Below are 15,788 nucleotides of genomic sequence, written 5' to 3'. Positions count from 1 at the left end.
GGGCTTTGCTTATAATATTTAAGAAGCTTTAGATATTAAACATTGTAATTTATATTGCATTTTATATTAAATATAATTTAAAAATAAAAATTAAGTTACTTCATTCTCATTAAAACTGTTAAACTATATAGTTTAATGTACTTTATAAGTTTTATAGTTTTTTATAAGCAAATATTTTAGGATTATTTATTCTTATTAAGCATTTGATAATACAGTAGGGTACATTTTATTCTTAATTTTTATCACTTCATTTGATGTTATTTTATTATACAGTTCAAAAGAGCATATTAAATAGAATACATGTATAATTAACTTATGAATTATTTACATAAATTTATTATTATTTTACTATTGTTTACACAATCTTTAACTGCAACATCAGAAGTTAAGAAAGTTACTCTACAATTATCTTGGTTCGACCAATTTCAATTTGCAGGTTATTATATTGCAAAAGAAAAAGGTTTTTATAAAGAACTAGGATTGGATGTTGAAATAAAACCATTCAAATTTGGAATAGATATACCAAAAGAGGTTAGTAATAATACAATTGACTTTGCAATTGGAAGAGAGGCTTTAATTTTAGATAGAGCTAAGCACAAAAATATTGTTGCTTTATATGCTTTATTTCAAGCCAGTCCTCTTGTTCTTCTAACTACAAAAGAATCAAAAATAAATTCTATCAATGATTTTAAAAATAAAAGAATCATGACTACAATTGCTAATGCAAGTGAAGTTTCTCTTAAAGCAATGCTTAATTCTAAAAATGTTGATTTAGAAGATTTAAACTTTTTAAAACATACTCATGACATAAATGATTTAATAGAAAAAAATACTGATATTATGTCTGCATATACATCTAAATCACCCTTTATTTTGCAAAATAAGGGGATAAGTTACAATATGTTTGCACCAAAAGAATATGGTTTTGATATGTATAGTGATTTATTATTTACAAGTGAGCATCTGATTTCTAATGAACCTAAAATGGTAAAAGCTTTTAAAAGAGCTTCATTAAAAGGATGGGAGTATGCATATTCTAATATCGAAGAATCTGTTGATTTAATACTATCAAAATATAATACACAGAATTTATCAAAAGAAGAATTGATTTTTGAAGGTAAAGAGCTTAAAAAACTATCTTTTTACAATACTAATAATTTAGGAAATATTGATAAAAATAAACTCAAAAGAATTGCTGATTTGTACAATGTTATGGGATTATTAGATAATCAAGTTGACATAAATGAATTTATATACAATGAAAATATCAATAATATTAACTTAACAGAAAAAGAAAAAAAATATCTTAAAGAGAAAAAAAACATTATTATGTGTATTGACCCTAATGCTATGCCCTTTGAAAAGTTTGATGAAAATGGTAAACATATTGGTATGACTGCTGATTACTATGATATTTTTAGAAATAATTTAAAAACAGATATCACTGTATTAAAAACAAAAACATGGAGTGAGTCACTAGAAAATGTAAAAACAAGAAAATGTGATATTTTATCTTTGGCAAGGGAAACTTCTAGTAGAAAAAATTATCTTAATTTTAGTGTACCGTATTTAAATGTACCAATAGTTATTGCAACAAAATTGAATGTACCATTTATAAATAATATTGAAGATATTAAAAATAAAAGGGTAGGGATAGTAAAAGGTTATTCTTACGCTGAATTATTAAAAAATAAATATCCAAACTTAATCATGGTAGAAGTAGAAAATATTCAAGATGGATTAATGAAAGTAAATGAAGGTGAACTATATGGTTATATAGGAATGCTACCAAGTATAAGTTTACAATTCCAAAAAGGTTTATTAGCTAATCTAAAAATAGCAGGAAAACTTGATGAAAGCTCACATCTTGGTGTAGCAGTTCGAAATGATGATCAAATTCTATTGAATGTATTAAATAAAGCTGTAAAAAGTGTTAATATCAAAAAACAGCAAGAGATATTAAACAATTGGGTATCTATCAAATATGAAAAAGGAACTGACTATAGATTAGTTTGGCAGATTCTTGGTTTTGTATTTATTATTATTTTATTGTTTTTATATAGACACTACATCTTAAAAAAAGCTAATAACAATTTAGAATATTTAGTTAAAGAGAAAACAAAAGAGATAAGTGAAATTAATAGAAGTCTTGAAGATAGGATAGTTTTAGAAGTTGAAAAAAGTAGAAAGATAGAAGAAAAACTATTTCAATCAGAAAAGCTAGCATCAATGGGTGAAATGATAGGAAATATAGCTCATCAATGGAGACAACCTCTCTCTGTAATATCTACAGGTGTTACAGGCATGAAACTACAAAAAGAATATGGTGCATTAAGTGATGATATGTTTAATAGTACATGTGATGCAATAGGTAATAATGCTCAATACTTATCAAAAACTATTGATGATTTTAGAGACTTTATTAAAGGGGAAAAAAATAAAAAAATCTTTACTTTAACAAATGATATTAATAGTTTTTTACTATTAGTAGATGGTACAATTAAAAGTAATGACATTTCTATAGTTTTAGAGTTAGATGATAATATTAAAATAAATGGATATGCAAATGAATTAATCCAATGTTTTATCAATATTTTTAATAATGCAAAAGATAGTTTAAATGAAAAAAATGTTGATGATAAACTTATATTTATTTCTTCATATTTAGAAAATGATAAAGCTGTTATAAAAATCAAAGACAATGCAGGTGGAATACCTGAAAATGTATTACCTAGAATATTCGAGCCATATTTTACAACTAAACAACAATCTCAAGGTACAGGGTTGGGACTTTATATGACTTATAATTTAATAGTAGATGGTATGAATGGAACTATTGAATCTAATAATACAAGTTATAAGTATGAGCAAACTGAATATACTGGTGCCCAGTTTACGATAACACTTCCTATTTCTTAAAAGCCCTTTGAAAATACCTCAGGGCTTGAATCTACTATTCTAAACAATCTGTATAGGAACATAAAAGTCTAAAACAAAATTATCATTCTCTTCTAATAAATGATTCTTATGATAAATTGCATAAGGAGGCAGTGTTTTAGCTTCATACTCACTATTGGGTAACCAAAAGTTATATATATAGACCATCAATGTAGTCACATCTCCATATACTCCTTCGTAGTGAAAGATAGCACATAGTGATTCTTCAATTTCTAATTTACTAATAGAATTACTTAATACAACAGATTCATCAATTTCTATACCAGCTATATAATGACATTTTTCATATGGAGTAATAACAGGGTTATCATAAAAAATCCCAAATTGTTGTGAATTATTGAGCTTTTTTTCATAGGCATAAGCCATTAATCTTTCCCAAGTTTTACTAACTGATAAATCATAACCTTTATGGCGTATATAGGCACAGACTTTTTTTGGTACTACTTTTATATTTGGAGTAATATTTAAAAGCTTATCATTAAAACTGACATTATATGAGATGTTTTTTTCTGAGTATTCAGTATATCCACCATTTTTCCATTGACTTGGAGTAAAACCAAATCTATTTTTGAATGCTTTTACAAAAGAGGAGTGTGAGCTATAACCACTTTGTTCTCTAATTTCACTAATTGTTGAGTAGGAATTACTAATAAGTAAATTAGCAGCTTTTTGCAAACGAATATCACTAATTCTTTCAAATAAGTTTTCTCCGGTTTCCTCTTTGAATATTCTATGAAAATGGTATTTACTAACACTATTTATTTTTGCTATTTCATCTAATGTAATATTAGTATCGATGTATTTATAAATATAAGCTAGTGATTTATTAACTATTTCAGCTCTAGTGTGTTTAGTATCTCTTTTCATGTTTAAATTATATCAAATAACTATTAAAAATATAAAAAATAGCAATATAGAGCATATTAAATGAATAAAAGGAAGAAGACATAAGATCAAAAATACTCTATAATTTACCTATAAAAAATAAGGAATAAAAATGAAAGTTGAAAAAATATCAGCATTCTCATATAAAAATGATGGTGGTAATCCAGCAGGTGTTCTTTTTATGGACAAGATGTTAAGTGATAATGAAATGCTAAAAATTGCAAAAGAAGTAAATTATTCAGAAACAGCATTTTTACTTAAACAAGGTGATGATTTTAGAATAAGATATTTCTCACCTGAAACAGAAATCCCTTTTTGTGGTCATGCAACAATTGCTAGTGGCTATTCAATTGGTCAAAAATTTGGTTTAGGTAAATATACATTATTTCTAAATGAAGGAAGTATTAAAATTGATGTGGGTGAAAAAAATGGTGAAAGTTTTACAAGTATTAGTTCAGTACAAACTCACTCAAAAGAAATAGATGAAGAATATATTACTAATTTAATTGATTCTTTTTCTTTTAATAAAAACGATTTAAATCAAGATTATCCTATAAAAATTGCATTTTCAGGAAATAACCATTTAATTATTTTCCTAAAAGACAAACAAAAATTTTCCCAAATGAAATACGATTTTCCAAAAGTTAAAAGCTTAATGGAAAAAGAAAATATAGTAACAATTAGTATTTTATGGAAAGAAAACGAAAATCTATATCATTCAAGAAATGCTTTTGCTTATGGTGGAGTTGTAGAAGACCCTGCAACTGGTTCAGCAGCAATTGCATTAGCTGAGTATTTAAGAAATACAGGATTGAAAAAATCTGGTGAAATTGAGATATTACAAGGATTTGATATGAATCAGCCTTCTCAATTATTTGTTAGTTTTAGTGATGTTGATAATAGTTCAGTAAAAGTATCTGGAACAAGTAGAGTTATTAAATAATAGAAGAAAAATGATATGAACTATGACTTATAAGGGTAAGGCTAATGTAAAACAAGCACCCTTATAAGTAGTATCTTCATAATCATAGGTAACATTACTAGCTTTTATTGTTCCTTCCATATGTTTTACAACCATTTCATAACTCATATACAATCCTATTCCAGTTCCTTGAGATTGATGTTTTGTTGTGAAGTATGGTTCAAATATTTTATTGATTATATTCTGTGGTATTCCTCCACCATTATCTTTTATTTCTAAGATTGCATGATTATCTTTTGTATATATTGATACAAAAATTAGTTTTTCTTGATTCTTTTTAGTTTCTAATACATCTCTTGCATTATTCAAAATATTTATTATTACTTGAATTACTTCATTTTCTATTCCATTCATTTGTATATCTGTTAAGTTCTCAATAACTTTGATATTTCTAGTTTTGAATTTTGAATTAATTATATTTAATGTTTTTGTATATGCTTTTGATAGATTAAAAATATTTTTTTCTTTGTCAGTTTTGAAAAAATCTCTAAAGTCATTAATTGTTTCTGATAAATACTGTACAGAATTATTTATTTCACGTAGTTTACTCACTTCAGTTTTTTTATTTGATATTCCATACTCTTTTTCTACAACAATACCCGTAGCAACTGTTGAGATTATAGATAGAGGTTGTCTCCATTGATGAGCGATATTCTCAAGCATTTCACCCATAGATGCCATTTTTGATTGTTGTACTAGTAGATTTTCTTTCTCTTTTAGTTGCTGACCTCTTACAGTTTCTTTTGTAATATTTAGTTTTATAGCAATAAATTCTTTTATTTGACCATTATCTAATACAGGTGTTATTGATGCTTTTTCATAAGATAAATCTCCGAACTTATCAATATTGATAAACTCTCCACTCCACTTATGACCACTATGAATTGTTTTATGAAGATCTTTATAAAACTCTTTAGTTTGTTGACCTGATTTTAGAATACTAGGTTTTTTCCCAATAACTTCGTCAGATGTATATCCTGTTGTTTTTGTAAATGCTTCATTTACGTATTTGATAACTTCATTTTTATCTGTAACAACAACTATATTATCACTACTTTCAACCGTCTTTCTAAATCTTAATAATTGACTATTTGAGCTAATAAGTTTAAACGTATAAATCAAATATGTAATGATTAATAAAATAAGTAGAGTAAATAAAATTCCAATTGATATAATCGCTTTTTCACTTGCTTCTGTTGTATGTGTTTCATATAAGTAATGTAATTTATTTAATTTCTTATTTAAATTTAGTTGATTTATTTCTACTTGTAAATCTTGCAGTTTTGTCTGATAGCTCAAAATAGTTTTTATATGTTTAATAAAATATTTTTCATATTTATTTTTATATTGAAGTTTTTCTATATTTTGATGTAATAATTGAATATCTATTTCTGGATTTTTATCCAAAGTCAAAATACTTACATATACATCATCAAAGTTATTTGTATCTATTTTCTTTTTGAGCTTTTGTATTATTCTAAAAGAGTTATTTAAAACAGCTCTATGTGATTTTACTTTTGATATTTTATTTATTTTTATTTGAGTAACTTGTTTTAAATCTATAAGACTATTACTAAACTCTTCATTTAGAATTTTATTCTTTAGTATTTCATTCAGATTTTTTGAGAAGGAATTAATCTTGTCTTCAATGATATCAAAATTGTTATATTCCAATGTATATTGTAAATACAAGTCAAAATCTTTATTTATAAGTCTTATTTTTTCAATATTTGTATTTAATAGGTTTAAATTTGAGTTTTGTGTTTTTGCATTAAAGATAGTATATGCTAATAAAATCATTATACTTACTAACATACTAGATGCTATTAGGGCTCTTTTCATTTATTCTCTCTTAAAAATTCAGGAGTTTTTCCGGTTAGTGTTTTTAAGAACTTTATAATGTCAGCTCTCTCTTTTTCATCTATTAAAAATCCCACTTGATGTTTAATCATTATATTAACAGCAGCTTCAAGTGTTTCTATACTTCCATCATGAAAATATGGTGCAGTAAGTTCTACATTTCTTAGGCTAGATGCTTTAAAATAAAACTTGTCTTCATTATTCTTTGTTATGTTATATAGTCCAAAATCACTAGTGTCATACTCTTCAATTGTTCCAATCTTTTGTAGAAGATTACCTCCTATATTGATTCCATTATGACAAGAAATACAACCATAATCTTTAAAAAGTTGATAGCCATTTAGCTCATTAGTATTTAGAGCTGTTTTATCTCCTCTTAAATAATTGTCAAACTTTGAGTCAGGAGTAGTTAGTGCTTTTTCAAATTCACTAATAGCATTTGTAATACTAAAACTTGTAATACCATTAGAGTATAAGTCTGTGAATTCTTTATGATATTTTTCATCTTTTTTTAATTTAGAAATAATTTCTTTGAAATTTGATGCCATTTCTATTTGATTATGAATAGGGCCTTTTACTTGCTCTTCTAGTGTTTTAGCATTACCATCCCAAAATTGTAATTTATTGTATCTTGCATTTAATACAGTAGGCGCATTACGTGTACCTTTTTTCCCAGCTATTCCAATAGATACAGGAATATTATCATCACCGCCTTCTTTTAGAAGATGACAACTAGCACATGAGATAGTATTATCATGACTTAATCTAGTGTCAAAAAATAGTTTTTTACCTAATAATGCTTTTTTATAATTATATTTTGGATTCATAGGAAGAGGAGTAATTATACTATTTGAAATAGCGAATGTTATCGTGAGAAATAAGAGTAAAAAAATTTTATACATATGTGTGCAACTTTAAATATTATCTATTAAATTATAACAAAAATAATTTTATATAGTAATAAATATAAAATTATTTAAAAGTGTTATTTTTATTGAAAAATAATCTAAGGTGCTGTAAGCACAAATTTGATAAAATACGCACTAAAAATAAGTTTTAAAATCAAAAAGGTTTAATAATAATGAGTGAGAGCAAAGATTTTTTACGGTCAATAGTAGAAGAGGATTTAAAGTCAGGAAAATATAAAGAGGTTATTACTAGATTCCCTCCAGAACCAAATGGCTTCCCACATATTGGACACGCTAAATCTATCTGTATAAATTTTGGTATTGCATCAGACTACAATGGTCACTGTAATCTTAGAATGGATGATACTAACCCAACAAAAGAAGAAACAAAATATGTAGAAGCACTAAAAGATGCTGTGCAGTGGCTTGGATTTGATTGGGGTAAAAATGTATATTATACTTCTGATTATTTCCAAAAAATTTACAACTATGCTGTTGAACTTATCAAAATGGGTAAGGCATATGTAGATAGTGTAGATGAAGAGCAAATGAGAGAGTACAGAGGTACTGTAACAGAAGCTGGAAAAAGAAGTGAGTACGCAAATAGAACAGTTGAAGAAAACCTTGAACTTTTTGAAAAAATGAAAAATGGTGAATTCAAAGATGGTGAACACGTATTAAGAGCGAAGATTGATATGGGTGCTGCTAATATGAAATTAAGAGATCCATTATTATATAGAATCAGACATGTAAATCACCACAGAACTGGTGATGAGTGGTCTATTTATCCTATGTATGATTTTGCTCATTGTTTATCTGATTATATAGAGGGTGTAACTCATTCTATTTGTACTTTAGAGTTTGAAAACAATAGAGATATTTACAACTGGGTATTAGATACTTTAGGTTTAGAATTGCCTAGACCATACCAACATGAATTTGCAAGACTTGGTATTAACTACACAGTAATGAGTAAAAGAAAATTACTAGAGTTAGTTGAAGAAGGAAAAGTAAGTGGTTGGGATGACCCAAGAATGCCTACAATTGCAGGATACAAAAGAAGAGGATATACAAAAGAGTCTATTCTAAACTTCTGTGATCAAATAGGTATTGCAAAAGCGAACTCTATGGTAGATGTAGCACAATTAGAGTTTTGTATCAGAGATGATTTAAATACTAAGGTTCCTAGAGTTCTTACTGTGCTTGACCCTCTAAAAGTTACAATTGTAAACTATGAAGGTAGTGAAGTAATTGATGCACCATATTATCCTCATGATGTTCCAAAAGAGGGTAGTAGAGATATTCCTTTCTCAAATGAAATTTATATAGAAAGAGATGACTTCAATGAGAATCCTCCAAAAGGATACTTTAGACTAACTCCTGAACAACCTGTAAGATTAAGACATGGATTTATCATATCTTGTAAAGAAGTTATCAAAGATGAAACAGGAAAAGTAGTTGAATTAAAAGTTGAATACCATGCTGATTCAAAAAGTGGTTCTGATACTAGTGGTATCAAAGTAAAAAGTGCAATTCAATGGGTAAGTGCAAAAGAAGCTATTAAAGCAGAAGTTAGAGTATATGATAGATTATATGCAAACGAAGCTCCTGAAAGCTTAGAAGACTTAAATTCTAGCTCTTTAACAGTTATAAAAGATGCTTTAATAGAACCTGCAATTGTTACTGAGAAAATAGATGAGAGATTCCAATTCGAGCGACAAGGTTACTTCTATGCTGATCCTATTGATTACACAGATGAAAAACCAGTATTTAACAAAATAGTAGGATTAAAAGACTCTTGGGGTAAGAAAACAGCTCCAAAGCAAGAATCAAAGACAGAGTCAAAAAAACAAGCTAAAAATGAGCAAGTAGTTGGAACTGAAGTAGCTATGAGTGATGAGCAACAAGCTTTATTTGATAAGTATACATCTGAGTTAAAACTAAATGCAGAAGTATCAAATATTATTGCAAGAGATGAAAAACTATCATCATTTTATGCAGATGCTTTAGCTGAGTTAAATAGCCCAGTAGGAATTGCAAATATAGTAGTAACAGAAGTAGCAAGAGAGTTAAAAGAAAAAGAAGCAAATGAGCTTAACTTTACAGCTAAGCAAGTATCACAACTTGTAAAAATGGTAGATGATAAAACTATCTCTTCTAAAATAGCAAAACAAGTATTTGAAGAAATGGTAAAATCAGGAGATAATCCAGATAAAATCGTAGAAGCAAAAGGTCTAGTACAAATTAGTGACCCAAGCGTAATTTCACCTATAATTGCTGAGGTAATTGAAAAGAACCCAGACAATGTAGAGAAATTCAAAGCAGGAAACAATAAACTATTAGGTTTCTTTGTAGGACAAGTACTAAAAGCTACAGGTGGAAAAGCAAATCCACAAGTAGTTAATAAACTAGTTGCACAAGCTCTAAAATAATACACTAACAAAAAAGGAGTTGATTAAACAACTCCTTTTTACATTTTAATATTTCAAAAGGATTTTGAATGATAAATACTAGTATAAATGCATATATGCAAAATGGTGGAATTCAAAAATCAAACTCACAAAGTCAAAATACAAATAAAGATTCTAATGTAGATAAATCATCATCTAAAGATGAAGTAAAAGTTGTTATTTCTAATGAGTCAAATGCTCTAATGAAAATTGATGATTTAAATAAACAATTAGAAGATATTTTTGGAACAAAAAAAGCTTTAAGTCCTAATGAGAAAGAAAGAGAAAGTGAATTAAAAGCTGAAATAAAAAAACTAGATGCTAATAGTGAACTACCTTATTCTCATAATGATAAAGAGACAATAAAAGAAATAAGTGTAAAAATACAAAAAATATTAGAAAAAGATTATCATAGTTTTCAAGATGATAAACAAATGTTTAATCTAACTAAAGAGTTAGAAACTATTGGTAGAAAATATAAAGACTCAACTTTATCAGAATCTGATAATACTAAAAAAGAAAACCTAACTAAAGAACTTAGAACTCTACAAGGTCTTAAAAATCCAGATGCTTATGAGTTAATTGAAGCGGATAAAATAAATAAGAAAATTGATATAGTAAAATCAGAATATGAAATAAGTCAATTAGATAAAAATAGTGATTCTTATGCTTCTGATCTTCAAGAATTAAATATAAAAATATCATCTTCTTTAGAATCTTTATCAAAACTTGATAATGAAGATGAAAAATATAAAAGTGAAGAAGTAAGAGAAACAGCAAAAAGTTCAATAGAATCAAGTCTTTCAAATATTAATTCTATTAGAAATGGCTTTTTTAATTCAGTTTCATCTTCTAGTGGTGGATATGAAGAACTTTTTAAATTAAATAAATCTATAGCCACATCTACAACTACAGTTGATACAAAAGAAAATAAATGGTTAGGTTTCTTACAAGATTCTAGAAAGGACCTTTATTCTGGAAGTCTAAGTGAAAATGAAAAAATACAAAACTTAATGCAAAGAGTTAGTGTTTTACATGAGTAAAAATAAGAACTACTATTTAACTAGTAGTTCTCCAATGTAAAAGTTCAAGTTTCATATTTATTACATAGTTTATTTTATTACCTATTTTAAGTGGGTTTAAAACTATTCTTATCTCTTCTTCACTAAGAATTATATTCTCTTGGGATGACTTTAATATCTCTTTTATTTTATATATTGCTTCATCTATTTCTATTAGTTTGGAATATGTATTTGTCAATGGTGTAGTTTTAAACTCTATATTTTTATGTTCTAACCACTTTTTCTTATTCTCTAAGTCTTTAAAAATTGCTTTTTCAATTCCATAGGTATTATAAAGAAGTTCTTCAAAATTCGAACCCTTTGTATCTACAAAATCAATAAAACACACATGCTTTTTAGAATACTGTAAAATCTTTTCAAAGTCTTGTTCATCACTAAATGCAGCGGATAAAGTAGCAAGAACTAAATCGTACTTTTCAGTGCTTTTAAACTCTTTCCAGTTTGAACATCTTGTTTGTATTTTAGTATTTACATTATAGTTCCATGAGTCTTCTTCTAGAAGTTCTAACATTTTAGATGATATATCCAAAGCTGTGATATTCCCACATTCTTTTGCTAAGGGAATAGTATAAACCCCTGTTCCACAACCAATATCTAAAACACTTGTTTTGTCATTTATAATATTTTCATCTTTTAAAAGTTTGATGATTTTTTGTTGAAAACCATCTTTATTTTTATCATACCTTGGAAAATCTAATGCTTTTTTATTCCAATACTCTTTTTGATTCATATTAGTGCCTTCTTTTTAGATATTTTTATTAGATATAAACTATTAATTATTAGTGTTGCTAGAATAACTAATCCACCAAATATTGTAGTACTTACTGGTATTTCACTTATGAAAATCCAAGCCCAAATAGGAGCTAATATAGTCTCTAAAATTGTAAGTAGTGATATTTCACTTGCTGGAAGTGTTTTTGTACCAATAAGTACAAATATTCTAGAAAACGGAGAGATTAATAATCCAGCAATTAAAAGAATATACATTGAAGTTGTATCAACTGTATAGCTTTGAATAAATAGTAAGGACATAAGTGTTATACAAACTCCTGCAAAGGCAAGAACTGCAAATCTATTTACACTTGTGTGTTTTGACATAACCACAAAATTTAGAGAAAAACTCATAGCACAAAGTAGGGCAAGAAAATCCCCAAATAGGTTTCCACTTGATATCTGTTTTGAAAAGATAATAATAAGTCCTATAAATATAAAAATTGAAGCTATAAATATATTTTTTTGAGGTTTTTCTTTGTAAAAAAGATATGCAAATAGTGTCGCAAATAAAGGTGCTGAACTTATAATAATAACTGCATTTGCAATACTTGTATGTTTAACAGAGTTAATAAAAAACATATTTGCAAGTCCCATAAGCAGACCTGAAATTAGAATAATTCTTAGATTGTCTTTGTATATATTGATAGTGTTTTTAATTCCATCTTTTAATAAAACTGCATTTAGTGATATAAACATCAAGATGCCTATATAAAAAGAATAAGTAAGTCCTGAGATATTGGTCATTTTAATAAGTAGTGTTTCCACACTCATTAAAACAACACCAAGCATTGTAATTAATAGTGCAAATATATAAGTGTTATTTTTCATATTTAATCCTTTGAAAATTTAAAGTTGTAATAAGTACATAATGGAAATTTATCTGAATAAAACTTAAAATATATTTAAATAGCTATTTGCATAGGTATTTAAATAAAAGTAGCTTGTCAAAGAAAATATTATATAATTCACTTATGAAAAATAGTATTGAAAATAAAGATTGTATAGCAAACTGGATAAGTAAAGCCCATTCGAAGTTAAGAACTTCTATGAGTCAAAAACTAAAGCAGTATAATTTGACAGTAGAGCAAAGACAAATACTTCTACTTTTATATGGTTTTAAATCTATGACACAAAGTGAAATTTGTAAAGAGACTTTATCCGAGTCCTCAAATATTACAGTGACTTTGAAAAGAATGGAGCAAAATGATTATATTCTAAAAGCAAAACATCCAAAAGATAAAAGAACAACATTGATTTATCCAACTCAAAAAGCAATGGATATTGAAAAAGATTTAAAAGAAGTAGGGGTAAATAGTTTAGATTATTTTTTAGAAGATGTAACAGAAGAAGAGCATGATATTGCCGTGTCTGTTATAAAAAAAATGTATAAAAAAGCTCTTGAAGAAGAACTAGAAAGTATGATGTAACTTTCTAGTTTTTATTTTAATTAAACTTCATCCATTCTTTTTTCAAATTGGGCATTTAATTTTTCAAGTTCAGCTTGAAGTTCTTCCAATCTTTTTTGTTTAGCTTGTTTTTGTGTTCCATCTAAAGCTTCGATTTCTTCAATCTCTGTTTTAAGTGGTTTAGTAACTTTTGATTTTTCAGCTACGATAATAGATCTTAGTTTTCTAATCTCTTTTTTATTTCTTTTAGGTTTTACAACTTTTTTCTTTTGCTCACCTGCATCATCTTCCCAACCAATTTTTTCTAAGAACTCATCATAAGTTCCATTGAAATAATCAGCCCCATCGTTTGTAAATACGATAAGTCTATCACATACAGCTCTTAATAATTCTTCTGAGTGAGTTACAATCATACAAGAACCCTCAAAGGCTTTAATAGCAGTTGTAAGTGCATCAATAGAGTCAATATCTAAGTGGTTTGTAGGCTCATCTAGGAAAAGAAGGTTTACATCTTGTGCTATGATTTTACCAAGCATTACTCTTGATTTTTCACCACCAGAAAGAAGTGAGATTTTTTTCTTAGCATTATCTCCACTAAACATCATAATTCCACAAATACTTCTAATAACTGCTTCTGGAAGTTTATGGTTTACACTATAGATTTCATCCATAATTGTATTTTTAGGATTCAAGTGTGAGATATTTGTTTGACCAAAGTGTCCAAATACACAAGAAGGATGGAAGTCAGAGTTTCCGCTTAGAGCTTCTAGTTCTCCTGCAATAGTATTTAATAGAGTTGATTTACCTTTACCATTTTTTCCAATGATTCCAATAGTTTCACCACGGCTAAGTGCAAAAGAAATGTTTTTGAATAAAATATTTTCTTTTGTATATCCAAAAGTTAAATCTTTTACTTCTACTAAGAATTTAGCAGATGTATCTTTGTAATTAAAATCAAATTTTAGATTTGCATCATAATTAATATCTTCCAAGATTTCCATCTTTTCTAAGATTTTTACTTTTGATTGGGCTAGAGTTGAAGTAGCTGCTCTTGCTTTATTTTTTGCAATAAACTCTTCTAAATCTTTGATTTTTTTGTCTTGTGCAATTTTTTGTTTTTCATGATGTTCTTCATTTGCTTTAATTTGCTCGAAGAATTTTCTAGTACCACCAGGAATTATAAATGCATTTTTTCTAATAATACCAAGAGTATGAGTACAAACACTGTCCATAAACTCTCTATCGTGAGTAATTAAAATAACTTCCCCTTGGAAAGTTTTTAAAAAGGCTTTTAACCATCTAATAGAAAGAATATCTAAGTAGTTTGTAGGCTCATCAAGTAAAAGCATATTTGGTTCACTTAAAAGTAGTTTTGCAAGATTAATTCTAATTTGAAAACCACCAGAGAATGACTTAGGATCTTTTTCTAAATCTTCTTCAGAAAAACCAAGACCAAATAACATTTTTTCAGCTTTATAAATATCATATTTATCTTCTTCGCTTAATGCTGATGCTGTTTCGTCAATTAGTTTTTTTTCACTAAAATCAAAATATTGTTTTAAAGCTCCAATTTTATAGGCTTTAGGAAATTTAATTTCACCGTGGTCTTGGTGCTCTTCTCCTAAAATAAGTTTAAATAGTGTTGATTTTCCAGTACCATTTCGTCCTACTAGGCCTACTTTGTCTCCTGAATTTAGTCTAAGGTTTAGGTCACTATAAAGTTCACCTGTTGGATAACTTTTCGATATATTAATTAATTCAATCATGATTCTCTTTTTTGCAGTTTTTTTTTGAGTTTGGGATTATATGATATGATGAATTATATGTACATAAATTGATTTTAATATTTTGTGTTCACATAACGTTCACATAGTCTTATCTATAATTAATACAAAATCACAAAGGATAAAAAATGAAAAAATTTCTACTAATGAATTTTTTATTAAGTATGATGATATCTAGCTTATTTGCTCAAAGTAATGCATATCATATTAAATTGATTGACCCACTTGATAGACCACAAGATGGCTATTGTCTCGATGTTGCAGGCTCTGGAGAATATATACGAGCTGATTTACCTTTAATAGGTCATAATTGTAAGCCAGGACTATATGCAGATGAAGCTTTTGAGTTTAAAAAAGATGGAACAATATATTTTCCAGCTTACGATTTATGTGCGACTATTTCAGGTGTTAATAAATATGTTTTAGACTATACAAGTTTAACTCTTCAAAAATGTAATGTTGATACGCCATTTCAAAGTGCTAAATTTATGCAGAAATTTGAATATACAAAAGACAAGAAACTAAAACATAAAAACTCAAATAAATGTTTAGAAATGGGAAATGAGTCTTCAGTTACATATTCTCCAGCACATACTTGGAGAACTTTATATATGAAAGAGTGCTCACAAACTGATGTTAAAAGATCAACTTGGTATTTTAATAGACCATAGTTTTATCATCTTCCCAAAAGTATTTTAC

General features: G+C 27.2%; 12 protein-coding genes. 6 read left to right on the top strand and 6 right to left on the bottom strand.

Features of this window, described 5'->3' with window-relative positions; all coding sequences use genetic code 11:
* Nucleotides 1-315: 315 nt before the first annotated feature.
* Complete coding sequence (locus ALEK_RS12040) at nucleotides 316-2,919, top strand: ABC transporter substrate-binding protein (RefSeq protein ID WP_071627733.1); 2,604 nt, start codon at nucleotides 316-318, stop codon at nucleotides 2,917-2,919.
* Nucleotides 2,920-2,958: 39 nt separating this feature from the next.
* Here ALEK_RS12040 and ALEK_RS12035 read toward each other — a convergent pair whose 3' ends face one another.
* Nucleotides 2,959-3,825: an AraC family transcriptional regulator gene (locus tag ALEK_RS12035; RefSeq protein ID WP_071627732.1), complete on the bottom strand. Its 867-nt coding sequence runs from the start codon at nucleotides 3,823-3,825 to the stop codon at nucleotides 2,959-2,961.
* A gap of 130 nt (nucleotides 3,826-3,955) precedes the next feature.
* Here ALEK_RS12035 and ALEK_RS12030 point away from each other — a divergent pair, with 130 nt between their 5' ends.
* Complete coding sequence (locus ALEK_RS12030) at nucleotides 3,956-4,786, top strand: PhzF family phenazine biosynthesis protein (protein WP_071627731.1); 831 nt, start codon at nucleotides 3,956-3,958, stop codon at nucleotides 4,784-4,786.
* Nucleotides 4,787-4,813: 27 nt separating this feature from the next.
* On the opposite strand, the gene ALEK_RS12025 is transcribed toward ALEK_RS12030, so the two are convergent.
* Both ALEK_RS12025 and ALEK_RS12020 read right to left on the bottom strand, forming a co-directional pair.
* Nucleotides 4,814-6,667 carry a PAS domain-containing sensor histidine kinase gene (locus ALEK_RS12025; RefSeq protein WP_071627730.1) on the bottom strand — a complete coding sequence of 618 codons (1,854 nt, stop codon included), beginning with the start codon at nucleotides 6,665-6,667 and terminating at the stop codon, nucleotides 4,814-4,816.
* The gene (locus ALEK_RS12020; protein WP_071627729.1) at nucleotides 6,664-7,587 is read right to left on the bottom strand and encodes a cytochrome-c peroxidase; all 924 of its coding nucleotides are present in this window, start codon (nucleotides 7,585-7,587) and stop codon (nucleotides 6,664-6,666) included. Before ALEK_RS12020 ends, ALEK_RS12025 begins: the two co-directional genes overlap by 4 nt.
* A 179-nt stretch (nucleotides 7,588-7,766) precedes the next feature.
* On the opposite strand from ALEK_RS12020, the gene ALEK_RS12015 reads away from it, so the two are divergent.
* Both ALEK_RS12015 and ALEK_RS12010 read left to right on the top strand, forming a co-directional pair.
* Complete coding sequence (locus tag ALEK_RS12015; protein ID WP_071627728.1) at nucleotides 7,767-10,025, top strand: glutamine--tRNA ligase/YqeY domain fusion protein; 2,259 nt, start codon at nucleotides 7,767-7,769, stop codon at nucleotides 10,023-10,025.
* Nucleotides 10,026-10,093: 68 nt separating this feature from the next.
* Complete coding sequence (locus ALEK_RS12010; RefSeq protein ID WP_071627727.1) at nucleotides 10,094-11,086, top strand: hypothetical protein; 993 nt, start codon at nucleotides 10,094-10,096, stop codon at nucleotides 11,084-11,086.
* 16 nt (nucleotides 11,087-11,102) lie between these two features.
* On the opposite strand, the gene ALEK_RS12005 is transcribed toward ALEK_RS12010, so the two are convergent.
* Both ALEK_RS12005 and ALEK_RS12000 read right to left on the bottom strand, forming a co-directional pair.
* Entirely contained in the window at nucleotides 11,103-11,855 is a 753-nt protein-coding gene (locus ALEK_RS12005; protein WP_071627726.1) for a class I SAM-dependent methyltransferase, read from the bottom strand.
* The gene (locus ALEK_RS12000; RefSeq protein ID WP_071627725.1) at nucleotides 11,852-12,727 is read right to left on the bottom strand and encodes a DMT family transporter; all 876 of its coding nucleotides are present in this window, start codon (nucleotides 12,725-12,727) and stop codon (nucleotides 11,852-11,854) included. Before ALEK_RS12000 ends, ALEK_RS12005 begins: the two co-directional genes overlap by 4 nt.
* 113 nt (nucleotides 12,728-12,840) lie before the next feature.
* On the opposite strand from ALEK_RS12000, the gene ALEK_RS11995 reads away from it, so the two are divergent.
* On the top strand, nucleotides 12,841-13,326 hold the full coding sequence (locus ALEK_RS11995) for a MarR family winged helix-turn-helix transcriptional regulator (protein WP_164072454.1): 486 nt from the start codon (nucleotides 12,841-12,843) through the stop codon (nucleotides 13,324-13,326).
* A 20-nt stretch (nucleotides 13,327-13,346) separates the two neighbouring features.
* On the opposite strand, the gene ALEK_RS11990 is transcribed toward ALEK_RS11995, so the two are convergent.
* Nucleotides 13,347-15,071 carry an ABC-F family ATP-binding cassette domain-containing protein gene (locus ALEK_RS11990; protein ID WP_071627723.1) on the bottom strand — a complete coding sequence of 575 codons (1,725 nt, stop codon included), beginning with the start codon at nucleotides 15,069-15,071 and terminating at the stop codon, nucleotides 13,347-13,349.
* A gap of 146 nt (nucleotides 15,072-15,217) precedes the next feature.
* Here ALEK_RS11990 and ALEK_RS11985 point away from each other — a divergent pair, with 146 nt between their 5' ends.
* Entirely contained in the window at nucleotides 15,218-15,760 is a 543-nt protein-coding gene (locus ALEK_RS11985) for an RICIN domain-containing protein (RefSeq protein ID WP_071627722.1), read from the top strand.
* Nucleotides 15,761-15,788 lie beyond the last annotated feature (28 nt).

The organism is Poseidonibacter lekithochrous, from assembly GCF_013283835.1.
GTDB classification, from domain to species: Bacteria; Campylobacterota; Campylobacteria; order Campylobacterales; family Arcobacteraceae; genus Poseidonibacter; species Poseidonibacter lekithochrous.
This window is presented reverse-complemented; position numbering and strand designations above follow the sequence as displayed.